Below are 13,493 nucleotides of genomic sequence, written 5' to 3'. Positions count from 1 at the left end.
CTGATATCTATTAATTAAAATATCTCTATTATCGTGAATTAATTGTTACATTTATCTCTAAAATTAACCTGATTGCATGATAATATAAAAAAGTCGGTTAAATAGCAGACTTACTGAGAATAGCTGTGTTTCTTTTAGTTTCGTCAAAACCTAATAAGCTACATTTGGAACTATCTTTCAACTTTTTATAACTTTCAGAATACAATCTAGCTTGATAGAGAGATTGGTACTGTAACATGGGGAAATGGCTTAGATCTAGCTCCAGATATAATGTATGAGGAAATTAGCAAAAAAAGTCAGAGGATTTTAGAGTAGAATTCAATTTTGCATTATGGAGCAATTTACGGGAGCATTATAGTATTGGGCTTACAAAAATTTATTTTACTTGCTACAATATAAATGTTAATTATAAAAAAACTTTCTTTAAGTGGGAGTAATTGAAAAAAGTTCATAAAATAAATAGGAGAGAGTCGAAATGGCAGTAAATGATGAAATACCAAAGTCACGGTTGATGCTTCGCTATAAAACTGAGGTTGATGGCGAGTTAAAAGATAAAGAATTGCCTTTTAGATTACTAGTGATGGGAGATTTATCACAGGGTTTATCAAAGGATAGAAAAGAAGACTTTGAAGAAAGAAAGATTCGTCATATGGATGGTACTATTGACTCTATGATGAAAGATATGGATATGGAGCTTAATATATCAGTACCAAATCGTATATCTCCATCAAAATCTCCAAATCTAGATGTTAAATTAAAAATTGATTCAATGAAATCATTTCAACCTGGCGTAATCGCGGAAACAGTGCCTCAACTTAAATCTCTAATAAAACTAAGAGAAATGGTACAAGAGTTTGAATCTACTGTTGACAATAATAAAGGTTTTCGCAATTTAGTAAAAGAAATCCTTAGAAATGAGGCAACTTTAGAGAAGATAAAGCAAGAATTACCTGCTTTAGAATCTTTCAAGATGGTTAGTGAAAAAGCTATTGAAGGTGAAGTTATCTCGGCTGAAGAAGGAGACGAATAATGTCTGAAGTTACTACAGAAACACAAACAAAAGAAGAAATTAATTTATCAAAGTTATTTTCTAGCTTAAACCTTAAAACTACTGATAATGCTTTACAGAAAGTAGATTATGAGTATGTTACTGATGCTAATAATCAAACAGATATAACTTCTGATGATGTATTAAGGTTAGCTGCTGGCTTATCAGCTATTTTTGCAAATGCAAAAAGTGAAGATATGCATCTTTATAATAAACATTTAACTCGCAATGTAATTAATCGTATTGACACGATAATAGAAGAGCAGGTTAATGATATTATTCATAATGAGAAATTTAAAGCATTAGAAAAACAATGGCTATCAGTTAATGAAATCTATTTAGATAAGCCAAATGATGCACCAATTAAGCTTTCTGTTTTAGATGTTTCTAAAGAAGAGTTGTTAGATGATTTTGAGACTAATGCTGTTGATATCTCATCTAGTGATATGTTTAAGAAATTATATGTCAGTGAGTATGATCAGTATGGTGGAGAACCATATGGTACAATGATTGGCTTATATGATTTCAAGAACACTCAAGATGATATAAACTGGCTTTCAATAATGGGGAAAATTGCTACAGCTTCTCATGCGCCTTTCATAGCAGCAGTTAGTCCTAAGTTTTTTGGTTGTGATACTGCTGAAGATCTAGCAGATATCAAAAATCTAGGAGCTTTAATGGAGCATCCAAAATATGGTAAATGGAACAAGTTCCGTAAGACAGAACAAGCTGCCTATGTTGGTTTAACAGTACCGCAGTTCTTGTTAAGAGCTCCATATGATCCTGATAATAATCCAACAACAGGTAAGTATATTAAAAACTTTAAAGAGAAAATAATAAACCCTCTTTCAAACGAAGAGTATACTTGGGGTAACTCATCTGTTTTATTTGCTAAGAACTTAATGAGAGCATTTAGAATAACTGGTTGGTGTCAGAGTATCAGAGGACCGCGCTCAGGGGGTACTGTAGAAGGTCTTCCAGCACACACATTTAATATCAGAGGGTATGAAGAGTTAAAGGTTCCTACAGAGTTTGTAATACCTGATTATCGTGAATTAGAATTTGCTAATGCCGGATTTATGCCATTTGTCTATAAGAAAGGTACTTCAGAAGGTTGTTTCTTTAGTGTTAACTCATTAAAAATGACAGAAGAGTATAAGGATCCTAAAGATTCAGAGAATTCACAGCTTATAGCAAATATATCATATACCTATTCGATAACTAGGCTAGCTCATTATATAAAAATGATAATGCGTGATCGTATTGGTTCTTCAGCTACTAAAGAGTCTATTACTGATACTCTTTCTAGTTGGATAAACCAATATGTTACGACTGTACCAAGCCCAACAGATCTAACTAAAAGCTATTTTCCTTTTAAAGCAGCAGAAATTTCTGTTGAACCTATAGAAGGTAAGATAGGCTGGTATAAGTCTAGTATTGCAATCCTTCCACACGTTCAATTTGAAGGTATGGATGTTGAGTTAAGTGTTGAAGCAAGACTTAACTCATAAAAACTAATAATTAACCAACAAAAAATATAAGGAGACTCAAATGTCAGATTTTATAGCAATAGATGGTCAGAGAATGACATTAACACCTCATTCGCACAGCGCTGCTAATCTTACAGCGCCATCACCTACACATGATGCTGTATTCGTTCAATTAAAGTTTGCAGCAGAAGCAGGTCCTGTTGATTCAAACTCTAAACTATCTTATTACGATATCGGAAGCAAAGCTCCAGGTTCAGCTTCTGTAAACTTTAAGGTAGAGTATGCAGATTTTGATGCGATTGCTCAAACAATTACCTTGGATGTTATAACAAATAAGGCAATTGCAAAAGAGTTGAACGCAGGTCTTACTAAAGTATTAACAGGTGGTGCAAAAGCTCAGCTTACTGTAGAAATAGCAGCAGCTAATGAAAAGCAAACTGTAGATCAAGTAAATAAAGGTACGATAGTGAAATACTTTGATCCTCAAGGTGCAAAATTCACAATGAATGAAGAGCAGACTCGTCAGTTTCAAGCTGTGATTGCTGCTGAGTGTGGTGATGCTTATCTTCGTACTACATCGCAAAATGAGACTGAATTAACAGGTACTATATCTCTTTCTGGTAAATGGGGTAAAGGTACTCCAATTTCAACATGGTCTGGCGATAGTACTCAGAAAGTTGTTGTTGGTGTTGTTGCAACAGCTGCTTAAATAATAATTAAATAGGATATTAAATGAGCAAAGCAAGTGAAGAATTAAACGATTTATTTAGAGGTGATCAAGGTTGGGAAGTTATTAAACGTTCTAACTTTGAGGTTTTAACTGAGTGTACGGAATTTATAGAAGAAAGGAAGTTTCATGAAGTTATAAAGACTATTTCTGAATATATTCAAGAAGATAAAGTTCTTGATATACAGTTTTTTTGCCTTTACTTGCAGGCTTATTTAAATCTAAATCATAGTGCGGATGATTTTGTTACAACTCTAGAAGCCTTAGCCGAGATATTAGGTAGGTATGAGTTGATTTCTCCTATTAATAAAAAAGATATGATAGTTATACGTAGCATCATAGCTTTAACTAATGAAGCTAATGATGCTTTGAACTATTACAAGACTGATATTTCAAATACTCAGTTAGATCTAATTAAGACTCATATAAGTGAAATTTATGAGTTATTAAATTCTAGTATTGAAGAGGCTGACTTAGCCGAATTTAATAAGTCAAAGAATCAATTTTTAATTACAGCATCTAAGTATCTTATAAAAGAAGAAGGCAGTGCTCAAGAAGAAACCCCGGAAGTTGAAGAAAAGCCGCCTACTTCAAGTAATGAAAATAAAGATGATAGATATAGTTTCCATTGGGCAAATCTGTTATTAAAAATATCAAGATTTAGCAAACTAGCTAGTTCACCAAATGGGACACCAGATAAGTTTGAACAATCATTATTATTTGATTCTATTCAAACTGAAATTCAAAATTTTAATCCTATTAAGTACTTTCCAAGGGAGTTTCAAGTTTTTCTAAATGCAGTTACTCCGGAGACGTATACTAGTATTCAACAAGTTATCGAGGGAAGTAAAGGTTCACCTTTATGGGATTTTATGCTTAAAAAAGTAGAAGCTAATATAGAGGTTGATCCTGATAATAAGCGGGTAGGAGTTGGTGATTTTAATGTTGATAATATTTTAGAGCTTTCTAACCAAAAACCTATGGCTGAAAATAACTATGATAAGGAAGGTCATAATAATTATGAGCTGGATCATGGTCATAGTCATAACCATCAAGATGATGACTTTGATTCAGCATTTGATTTAGATTTATAAAGAGAATAAAAATTTAACTAATTATATTTAAATATGGGATAAACCATGCAGCAAATAAATTGGCATTTAGGACAGGCGGTATTACCTGAACATTTTACATTATCACAGCGTTTTTCAGCTCAGCGTAATATAAACCTCTGTCAAATTAATTCGGCAACTGACTTTTATGGTTTAGCAGAGCTTAAGATAGATGAATATTTATTAGAGAAAAATATTTTTAGAATAGAGTCGTTTATGTATATAACCCTTAGATCGGAATGTATTCATTATCAGCGCTCGACCTATCCAAAATCTTTGGAGCTAAATTTAAATACAGTTGACTCAGATACAGCAGAGATTGTTATTAGTATTGATGAGAAACCTTTGATTGAGAATATCAATGATGGTACTACCAAGGTTCAAACCAAGTTGCCAAACATTTCCTTGGTAATTAATCCAGAAGAGGTTGATGAGCTAAATAGCTTTAAGATTTTAGTATTAAATAAGTTAGAAGATGGTAAATGGACATTAGGAGAGTTCTTGCCGCCTATTTTAACTACTAAAAATCATGGTTTTAATTTAGTAGTCAATAAGATTAATAATCTATTACAAACTATATATTCATATATATTAAATGAGCGCTCAACGAACTCTGCTATTTCGGCAGTTAAAGTAACATTGTTAAATAACATTTCAAATAGTTGTAATCAACTTCGTTATTATCTATGGCAGTTATCTTATACTAAATATTCGCCAATGTTTATATTTCATGCTGCACAAAAAATATATTTGGATTTGTTACAGTATCAGGATATAACTGAGCTAGATCCAGCATTAGTTTATAGGCATGATAGATCATTAGATAGTTTTCAGCGATTAATTAGTGCTATATTTGAGAAGGTTTTACATACAAAAGCTATAGAGTACAAGACATTTAAGCCAATAGAAAACCTACTATCCACAGGCGTTATAGAGTTTGAAGCATTAAATCGTAAGAAACATTACTTAGTAGTACGCAAGCCTGTAGAAGATTATAGCTATTCACTATCAATGATTAAGCTTACATCTCCAAGTAGAGTAGAGCATGTCAACAAATATGCAATGGTTGGATTAAAACTCTCAAAGCTAGATTTTAATCCTTTACCTGTATCAAGTGTTGATAAATATTGTGATATATATGAAATTTTACCATCAAGAGAATGGGATTATATTTTAAGTGAGCAAGTTATTTGCTTATTAAATAATAAAGATGTAAGTGATTTAAAATTTGTTTACTATTATGTGTAAGTATTTAGAAATGGGTATAAATGAGTATAAATGAATTAAGCAAAATACCTACAACTCGACTAAGACAATTAGACCTAATGGTTCTACTAGAATTGTTGTATCGTAATGGTTTTGAGGCTAATGATATTACTTTTGTGAGCCGCCTTAGTTTAAGCCAGGCTGGTAGATTAATAGAAGATGTAATCTTTGAGAATTCTGGTGTTAAACTTATAGTAAATATGGGTATTTTATCGGCTAACTCAGCATTGCCAGACCATGTGCTAGATTTCTTTTCTTCTTATAATGAATCCACATCATTTAATGTTCTAAACTCTTTAGCAAGTAAACTTTTAAAAAGTCAAATAAATATGCTTTTGACTGAACAGTCTAACGACCTGAAAAACTTATATTTAAACGGAGATATTCTTTTTACACGCAATGATAATTTTTTTTATTCGTTATCATCTTTTAATAGTTTGTTTGAAAGGGCACTGACGCAATTTAATTTAAATGTTAGATCATTATGGAAGCTAGATCTTATTGATAAATCTAGTTATCTGGATAGCAATAGTTCATTTTCAAATATGCATCTTGGGAATAAGTTATTATCTCCGAAATTGCATTTTGATATAACAATTCAGTCTGAAACTTTATTTAGTGAAAAAACTTGTAAAGAAATATCTCAGTGTATTGATAGTTTAGTTTTAAGTGAACATTTTGAGTCAAATAGAAAATACATAGCGGTGAGTGTTTGGCTTATTGTGCATCCTATAAAAATTGTTTTTATGCCATTTAATTTATCAGATAGCACTGAGTTGATGAGTCATAAGATAAAAATCTATGAGAGGTATGAATATGGATACTAATTTAAAAGAGATTCAGTCAAAAGAGCAGCTTTACCAGTATCTAGAATCAAGTAAATACAATAAAAATGATATCTTAAAGTCTAGGGATCTAAAGGCGATTATTGATGCCGTAGATTATACAGTGCAACGCTCTACCTCAAGTACACAGAATTTCTTGTTACAAAGAAGATTTAACCTTTTCTATAGTTATTATCCACATTTCTTTCAGCATATTCCAAATCATGCTATTGTAGAAATATCAGCTAATCAAAACGATAAGTTTATAGATTTAGAATTAGGAGAGGAATTTGCATTAAATTTTGATGATAATCGTTTTAGGTTTCAAGCAGCTATTCCTTTTTCATTATCTCCATTTGAAGTAATAAATTGTTATTTGGATAAAAGTTTATTAAGTATAGAGTTAGACGCAATTAGGCCTTTTAGGTTGGATAGGAATCGCTTTTTATTAAGCTGTAACCCTTTAGCGTTAAAAAATTATCAAATTTATCATCTAGTAAATACCTTACGCCAATATGAAACGGCGAAGATGACACTATACTCTAGTCAATTAGAGAAGCCATTATCTATAAATGTAGCTTTAAATTTTGATATTAAGTTAAATTTAGAGGTGACTCAAGAAGCTATATTGAGATCTTTAACTCAAGCAGTATTTAGTAATTTTTATGTTGAGTTTGAAAGTTTACCTGAAGATTATCTTTTTTCTAAGATTCTATTAGAAATAGAGGTTCCAAAGTCTAATAATATAGTGAAGCCATTATCAGGTAAAAGTATTAAGACTAATCTTTTGCCAGTTTTTAACTTATTTGAAGATTATGCTATGAAAATTAGCTGTGATTATTCTCAAGAAAGCTATGCAATAAAACACCTAGATGGCCCGAATGAATATGTTCCAACAAAGCTATATGAAGTACAGTACAATGATGATAAGGCGTATCATAGCTATTTAAATTTAAGCTCTGCTAAGAGTTATAATCTGATGTTTGAACCTTCAGGGCATATGCGAGTAGCTTTTCTTAAACCATCTTTAGAAGACCTTTCAGAGGAAGCTAATGAGATTGTTATTAATGCGCAATGGACACAAATAGCTTCTGCTGATATTGAGAAAAAAAACTATACTTTTTTACCTCTTAGTCGCAGTATTGGAAGTTTAAAATTTAATATTATTTATAGTTATGGCTTTAAAAGGAACCAGCTCTTAGAAAGAGCAGAAAATATCTTAAAAGTTTTAAATGTTATAAACACTACAGGTTTAGATGTGGATTTATTTAATACCTTAGTGTCGCTCATAACTAATCATGATATTTATGCTGTTGATTTTATTGATAAAAATTTGATCAGTATTGAATCAGATGGACAATTTAGTTATGCAGTTTATATTAGAACAGATTTGTCAAAGTCAGAGTTTATTTTTTATGCTGACTTAGTACAAAAGTTCCTTACCAATCATCTTTCTAGAAGGATAGGTATTCAGATAAATTTAAAAGTAAAAGTTAAATAGGGAATGTTTATGTACCAAGATATTATAGATGTTTTTGTTACTATAAATTCTTTTATAGATAACTATGATGCAAATGTTGAAATGCAGGATGTTGTAGCATTTCGTGATGAAGTTATTATCAAAACTAGTAATATTCGTGATACGGTTTATCAAGAGCATGGTGAAAGAGCGAGCTTCTATATAGCTTTTGCTATTTATACTTACTGTGATGAAATGATGAATCAGGTAAATCTAAATATGACAAAGAGTAATCCAAACTGGCATTTGCTCCAAGAAGAGGTTTATCAAAGAAATGATGGGGGAGATTATTTCTTTGAAATTGCAGATAGTATTCTAGATAATCCTGTATTTCCAAAAGAGGTTGCCCAAGTTTTATATTTGATCTTAGCGTTAGGATTTAAAGGCTGCTATCTTGGTGTGCAGGCTGAAATTGATAAATATAAAAATAAGCTCAGTGTGGTTTTACCAGATCAAGACATACATGGTCTTAGTTTTGAAACTTTTGAAGGAGTTAATAATAAATTCAAAAAGAAGTATAAATCTAGGATTCTTAAGAGTTTATTTATTGCGAGTGTATGTTTTCCACTGGTCGCTTATTTTGGGATATGGTTTGTTAGTTAATTTATATGAAAAATAAACTATTCTCTCAGATATCTGAAAATATAACTTTCTTTGAAGAGTTTGATAAGGCTCTAAAGAAGAATATTGCTGCTGTGAGTAGTCAAGATAAAGTTCTATCATTAGCACTAAAAGAGTGCGTGTTAGATTATCTTATTATAAATGAACATGCGCAGATTGCTTTTGATATCCTTAAAGCTGAATATAGTTTAGTTGAACAAGCGGCTACTTATGAAAGTATAACTACATTATCACAATTATATTCAGGCTTAAAAGATTATGATTACTATGGTTTAAAGGAAAATGTTAAAAAATTAAATGATAAGTCTAAAATAGTATCGAATCAAAATGTCAAAGTACAAGATCTAGCTAAGCAGGCTATTTATTTGCTAAAACAAGAAATTAAGGATTATCGTCTCTTTAGCTGTTTGGATAAACTATCTAGTTTAATTAGTCATAGTCAATTAGATATAGAGTTTGGTAATATTGAGAATATATGTGCCGAGAAAAATAGACTTCTAGAGTATTACAATACTAATGTATCACTTTTGGACTTAATTAAAGACTATAGTCAGAAAATTGATGAAGATGAAATAAATTCTAAGTTACAGCAAGATATAATTTCAGAGTTAGAAAGTTTCTTTACCCAAGCTTCAGAAATGTTGGGTGATACACTAAACCCTATTTTGGCTAAATTAGCTAATGAGATTGAAAATACAGCTAATTCTGGTCAAATTTCTTTATTGCTAGAACAGGCTAATGATGCTGTTTTTAATTATAGTTTTGGGACATTGCATACCTTGGCTATTCAACCACCTGATTTATCAATAATTCCACAAGATGAATTAGTTATTCTTAAAGATTATATTGATGAGTTAGGTAATGATTCATATAGTTCAATTCTTAAGGCTTTAGATAATGCGTTTGGATATATTAAATATCAAGAATTAAGTACAAATATCTTAGATCCTCAAGGTGTAACGAGCTTTAGAGCAGTTCTATTTACATTAGCAGAGTTAAAACTTAAAGCGCTAACCTCTAATAATAACTATATATGGAATCCAATTATTGAAACTTTAGAGTCAAAATTAGCAGTTGATAAAAAGATAAATAACTATGTTGATGATGCTTTAGTTATCAAATTTAAGAATAATTCTAATTTTGCTGCTCTTTTTAAATTAAAGCTGAATATATTAATGTTGTCTACTTATTATGATTTGAGTTTTGAGAGGCTTTTAGGAGGAGTAACTAATATTAATAAGTTTACTTTACAAAAAAATGCTTGGTTATCAAATACAAAGTTAAAGGATATTAAGAAAGCAAAACAAGAAGAGCAAGCTTTTTATAAACTAAGCTCACCTAATAATATTAAAGATAAAGATGATCAAAACAAAGATCTCTATGAAAAATTTAATCAGATTATAATTGCGATAACTAAATTTAAGCAGGTTGAGTTCAAAGATTTTAAAACATTTAATATTGATAATTATTTATTAGATTTTGAAGCAAAAAATAGCTGTGATTTTTTAAATAAAAAGCTTGCATATAAAACTTTATACCAGCGCTATTTTATGGCCGATCATAATAAAAGTTACGAAAAAATATATTCGCAATGGATTGAGCTAAATGTATTGTACGGTGATGGTTTTAGCACTTGTGGTCTAGAGGAGAATGTTACAACTATTGAGAACTTGCTTATTAAAATTAGAGAGAAGTTTTTAACAGAAGATATGCATGAAAGCTGTGATAAATTAGTGATTGAAATTTCTAATTTATATATCAAATGCTGTGAAAAGGATTTATGCGGTAATATTAAGGATAAAACTGAGCAGGATATGTTTAAACTTGAAAATTTAAATAATATTTTACAAAAAAAGAATCCCTCGGCAGATGATATTAAATTTATCAAAAATATTGAAGATACGCTTAAGAGTAGTGCCGCTAGGAAAGATAAAATAGATTTTAAGTATATTAGCGAGTTAGAAGAGAACTGTAAAAAGCAGAATCCTTTATTTGGTTCTGGACAAAAGCTAGATGAATTAAGTCAGCAATTAAATAAGCTTAATCTTGGAGGAGATAAAAAAGCTTGCTTAACAGAACTAAGTAAAGTTTTAGCCAGTTTATAAGGGGATATTAAGATGAATGATATTACAAGCTTAATAAGAAAAATTGATCAAGATCGTATGATTATGGCTGCTTACCCTGGTTTAGAAGCAATAATTCCAATGAAAAATATGCGCCAGTTTAATTTTTTAACACAGTTAGATAGCGTTTTATCTAATCAAAATAGTACACAAGGTACTACGTTAAAAGAAGCTGTTCAGGGAGTTCAACAGCAAGTTTATAACTCTGCTCAGAGCCAAGCAGAGCAGATAAAAAAGATTAAAGATGTCAAGCAACAGGATGCTCCTAAGAAGTTATTAGCAAAAATTGATAAGCTTAAAGAGCAGCTTAATAATGCAAAAATCAACTTCTTAACTAAGAAAAAAATCAGTAAGCTTTTATCTGAAAAAGAAAAAAAATATCTTGTATATGCTGAACTTGTTGAAAACGCAGAACAAGCTGCTAACAAAGTTTCAGATTTTAGTTTTGATAATATTAAAGTAGAGCAAATATCTAGTTTAAAAGATAAGCTAAAAAGTATTGCCTATTATGAATGCCTGATGGGTGATTTAGATAATAGCTATTCGCTAATGCCTGAGTTATTAAATAAAAAATGCTTGCTAGGAGGAGATCACTATGAGTAATTTTGTTGTAAGTAATGCCTTTCTTAAATGTTCATTTGGAGCTGCACCAACTCCATTAACTGCATTACCTAAAGGTCCTACATTTGTTAAAGGTCAAGGACAGCTTGCTGCTACTATAAATGATCATATACCAATGGCAAATATTAAACCATTTGGAGTATGTAATAGTCCATCAAACCCCGTGGGGATGGGTAAGCCGTTTGTTCCAACTCCTTGTCCTTGCACTCCAATTACTCCGGCTCCTTGGACTCCTCCTGCGATAAAAACAAAAGTAAATAGTCAACCAGCACTATTAAAAAACGCATGTGCTATGTGTGTTTTCGGTGGGCAGATTAGTATTACAATGCCTGGTGAAATGATTATAAATGCTAAATAAATTACATGTTTACAGCTATTCTCAGTGAGCCTTCAAAGCCATTAAAATCAATGTCTAGTTTTTAACTCTTTCGCACTAATTTTCATTAATATCTACTAAATCATTCCACATTATTAGATAATTACATACAAATATTAAAATATTTTGTATTTAATGTTCAAAGCCAAGAAACATCTAAGTTTGCAATCACTTATAGATGGATTTAAATCTACAATTAGTAATTTAGCTATTCTCAGTAAGTCTGCTATTTAACCGACTTTTTTATATTATCATGCAATCAGGTTAATTTTAGAGATAAATGTAACAATTAATTCACGATAATAGAGATATTTTAATTAATAGATATCAGTTTTTGTAATCGAATTTATAGTTTATTTTCAATAGATACACCTATCCTACTCCAACCAAATGAAGGTATGATAAATCTATACTATTTGGCCTTCACCTCCGGAACTTGCTCCCTGACGCCAAACTGGATCTTTGAATTATCAAAAGTATTGACAGTAAAGGGATTGATAGATATTTAGATTTGAAAAATTTGAGTTCCTATAACCACCTGAGTAGGTACTGAGAAAGTAAATTTTGACTCAAAATTATGAAAATAAGTTAAAAAACTGAATGAAATAACAACCACAGACCAAAACTAGGTACTAATATTTCAATTTGGCGTCAGGGAGCAAGTTCCGGAGGTGAAGGCCAACTTCTTTGAAAGGGTTAAGCAGAATTTAGGTATTAGTGACAAATATCAAATAAAATCTAATTTAGAATATGGTACATATGACAAGGCTAAATCATATTTAGAGCGATTAGATCAGATGAATAAAAGAGTTATACTTCTTAGCAAGCGTGCTAAGACAGGAAATATTATTTTTAATAGACTCTCTGAAGATAAACAGCAGCAAATAACTTTTGCTAAAAAAGCTTTACCTGATGCTCAGAAGCGATTTAATAAACAATTACTTAGATTTTTAGAAAAAGAAAAACAGTTTCCTAATGAAATCAGAAGATTGGATGCTTATAAAGATATTAAAAATCTAGCTATTAACCATCAAAAAGAGTTTTCAATACTTAAATCTAAAAATCGTGTTAGAAATTATGGCATAGAAAGGTAGACCTTCGGCTTGAATCCTGATAAAAAAGGATTATAGCAATTTTTGTCAATATTTTTTATTGTGTACAGAGAGATTAATCGCTTTACGCTTTTACTAAGCTTATTACACACCATATATCAGCAAATTCAGAGATATAAATTTGCTCGTCTTTCAAAAGTTTTTGGTAATGATTTTTATTTTTTGCATTCATAGACAACACTCTCGTCGCTATCAGTAGGGCTATTTGAACGATCAAAAGCCTTTAGTGTTTTAACATCACGAAACCCTATGCTCTTTAGCAATTCTAGTAATTTTCCCGTCTCATATATTTTAATTTTATATTCTTCAATTTCAGTCTGAATCACTTTATTTTTATCAATCAGCTCATACTTGGCTACAGAAGAGCAGATATCACCATCAATCGAAGCACAAGAAGATAGCAGGATCATTTTGCCATCTGGACGCAGCCACTTAGAGCCACGCCATACACCAAGTTCTGGCACTGCATTTTTTGTTTCTACTTCAAAAACAAGAATACCGTTATCATCTAAATGATTATAAAATGATTTTAAAGTTTTCGATATTTCATTAGAATCAGTTATCAACCCAAAGGATCCACTTGGAATAAAGATACGCGAATAAAGCTTATTATCTGGTATTTCACTTGCTACAGATTTCCAGATGTTTACATTT

At 30.8% G+C, this 13,493-nt stretch carries 13 protein-coding genes; 12 read left to right on the top strand and 1 reads right to left on the bottom strand.

The genetic code is table 11. The features are described from left to right. The first annotated feature begins 475 nt into the window (after positions 1–475). From tssB to F3D59_RS09390, 12 genes are all read left to right on the top strand, one after another. Positions 476–1,030, top strand: coding sequence for a type VI secretion system contractile sheath small subunit (gene tssB / locus F3D59_RS09445; protein ID WP_150464696.1), 555 nt, complete (start codon positions 476–478; stop codon positions 1,028–1,030). Further along, a complete protein-coding gene (gene tssC / locus F3D59_RS09440; protein WP_150464695.1) occupies positions 1,030–2,559 on the top strand; it encodes a type VI secretion system contractile sheath large subunit in 1,530 nt (509 codons plus the stop codon). The genes tssB and tssC overlap by 1 nt, the downstream gene beginning before the upstream one ends. Positions 2,560–2,599: 40 nt before the next feature. Further along, positions 2,600–3,247, top strand: a complete 648-nt coding sequence (locus tag F3D59_RS09435) for a hypothetical protein (RefSeq protein WP_150464694.1) — start codon at positions 2,600–2,602, stop codon at positions 3,245–3,247. A 23-nt stretch (positions 3,248–3,270) separates the two neighbouring features. Continuing rightward, a complete protein-coding gene (locus tag F3D59_RS09430; protein ID WP_150464693.1) occupies positions 3,271–4,359 on the top strand; it encodes a type VI secretion system protein IglI family protein in 1,089 nt (362 codons plus the stop codon). 45 nt (positions 4,360–4,404) lie between these two features. Next, entirely contained in the window at positions 4,405–5,625 is a 1,221-nt protein-coding gene (gene tssK / locus F3D59_RS09425; protein ID WP_150464692.1) for a type VI secretion system baseplate subunit TssK, read from the top strand. Between the two features lie 20 nt (positions 5,626–5,645). After that, positions 5,646–6,470, top strand: coding sequence for a hypothetical protein (locus F3D59_RS09420; protein WP_150464691.1), 825 nt, complete (start codon positions 5,646–5,648; stop codon positions 6,468–6,470). Then, complete coding sequence (iglH, locus tag F3D59_RS09415) at positions 6,460–7,968, top strand: type VI secretion system baseplate subunit TssF/IglH (protein WP_150464690.1); 1,509 nt, start codon at positions 6,460–6,462, stop codon at positions 7,966–7,968. Before F3D59_RS09420 ends, iglH begins: the two co-directional genes overlap by 11 nt. A gap of 9 nt (positions 7,969–7,977) precedes the next feature. Next, positions 7,978–8,589, top strand: a complete 612-nt coding sequence (locus F3D59_RS09410) for a DotU family type IV/VI secretion system protein (protein ID WP_150464689.1) — start codon at positions 7,978–7,980, stop codon at positions 8,587–8,589. Between the two features lie 5 nt (positions 8,590–8,594). Beyond that, complete coding sequence (locus tag F3D59_RS09405; RefSeq protein WP_150464688.1) at positions 8,595–10,712, top strand: hypothetical protein; 2,118 nt, start codon at positions 8,595–8,597, stop codon at positions 10,710–10,712. Between the two features lie 12 nt (positions 10,713–10,724). Continuing rightward, the gene (locus F3D59_RS09400; protein ID WP_150464687.1) at positions 10,725–11,333 is read left to right on the top strand and encodes a hypothetical protein; all 609 of its coding nucleotides are present in this window, start codon (positions 10,725–10,727) and stop codon (positions 11,331–11,333) included. Next, complete coding sequence (locus F3D59_RS09395) at positions 11,326–11,709, top strand: DUF4280 domain-containing protein (protein ID WP_150464686.1); 384 nt, start codon at positions 11,326–11,328, stop codon at positions 11,707–11,709. The genes F3D59_RS09400 and F3D59_RS09395 overlap by 8 nt, the downstream gene beginning before the upstream one ends. Positions 11,710–12,398: 689 nt before the next feature. Beyond that, positions 12,399–12,821, top strand: a complete 423-nt coding sequence (locus F3D59_RS09390; RefSeq protein ID WP_150464685.1) for a hypothetical protein — start codon at positions 12,399–12,401, stop codon at positions 12,819–12,821. Positions 12,822–12,994: 173 nt separating this feature from the next. Here F3D59_RS09390 and F3D59_RS09985 read toward each other — a convergent pair. Continuing rightward, positions 12,995–13,493: hypothetical protein (locus F3D59_RS09985; protein ID WP_224721188.1), on the bottom strand; the 499-nt coding region annotated here is incomplete at its 5' end.

This window comes from Francisella sp. XLW-1 (assembly GCF_008711455.1).
Lineage (GTDB): Bacteria > Pseudomonadota > Gammaproteobacteria > Francisellales > Francisellaceae > Francisella > Francisella salimarina.
This window is presented reverse-complemented; position numbering and strand designations above follow the sequence as displayed.

Excerpts from the sequence above, each read along its gene's own strand:
- tssB (WP_150464696.1), top strand. The coding sequence starts at position 476 with ATGGCAGTAAATGATGAAATACCAAAGTCACGGTTGATGCTTCGCTAT.
- tssC (WP_150464695.1), top strand. The coding sequence starts at position 1,030 with ATGTCTGAAGTTACTACAGAAACACAAACAAAAGAAGAAATTAATTTA.
- F3D59_RS09435 (WP_150464694.1), top strand. The coding sequence starts at position 2,600 with ATGTCAGATTTTATAGCAATAGATGGTCAGAGAATGACATTAACACCT.
- F3D59_RS09430 (WP_150464693.1), top strand. The coding sequence starts at position 3,271 with ATGAGCAAAGCAAGTGAAGAATTAAACGATTTATTTAGAGGTGATCAA.
- tssK (WP_150464692.1), top strand. The coding sequence starts at position 4,405 with ATGCAGCAAATAAATTGGCATTTAGGACAGGCGGTATTACCTGAACAT.
- F3D59_RS09420 (WP_150464691.1), top strand. The coding sequence starts at position 5,646 with ATGAGTATAAATGAATTAAGCAAAATACCTACAACTCGACTAAGACAA.
- iglH (WP_150464690.1), top strand. The coding sequence starts at position 6,460 with ATGGATACTAATTTAAAAGAGATTCAGTCAAAAGAGCAGCTTTACCAG.
- F3D59_RS09410 (WP_150464689.1), top strand. The coding sequence starts at position 7,978 with ATGTACCAAGATATTATAGATGTTTTTGTTACTATAAATTCTTTTATA.
- F3D59_RS09405 (WP_150464688.1), top strand. The coding sequence starts at position 8,595 with ATGAAAAATAAACTATTCTCTCAGATATCTGAAAATATAACTTTCTTT.
- F3D59_RS09400 (WP_150464687.1), top strand. The coding sequence starts at position 10,725 with ATGAATGATATTACAAGCTTAATAAGAAAAATTGATCAAGATCGTATG.
- F3D59_RS09395 (WP_150464686.1), top strand. The coding sequence starts at position 11,326 with ATGAGTAATTTTGTTGTAAGTAATGCCTTTCTTAAATGTTCATTTGGA.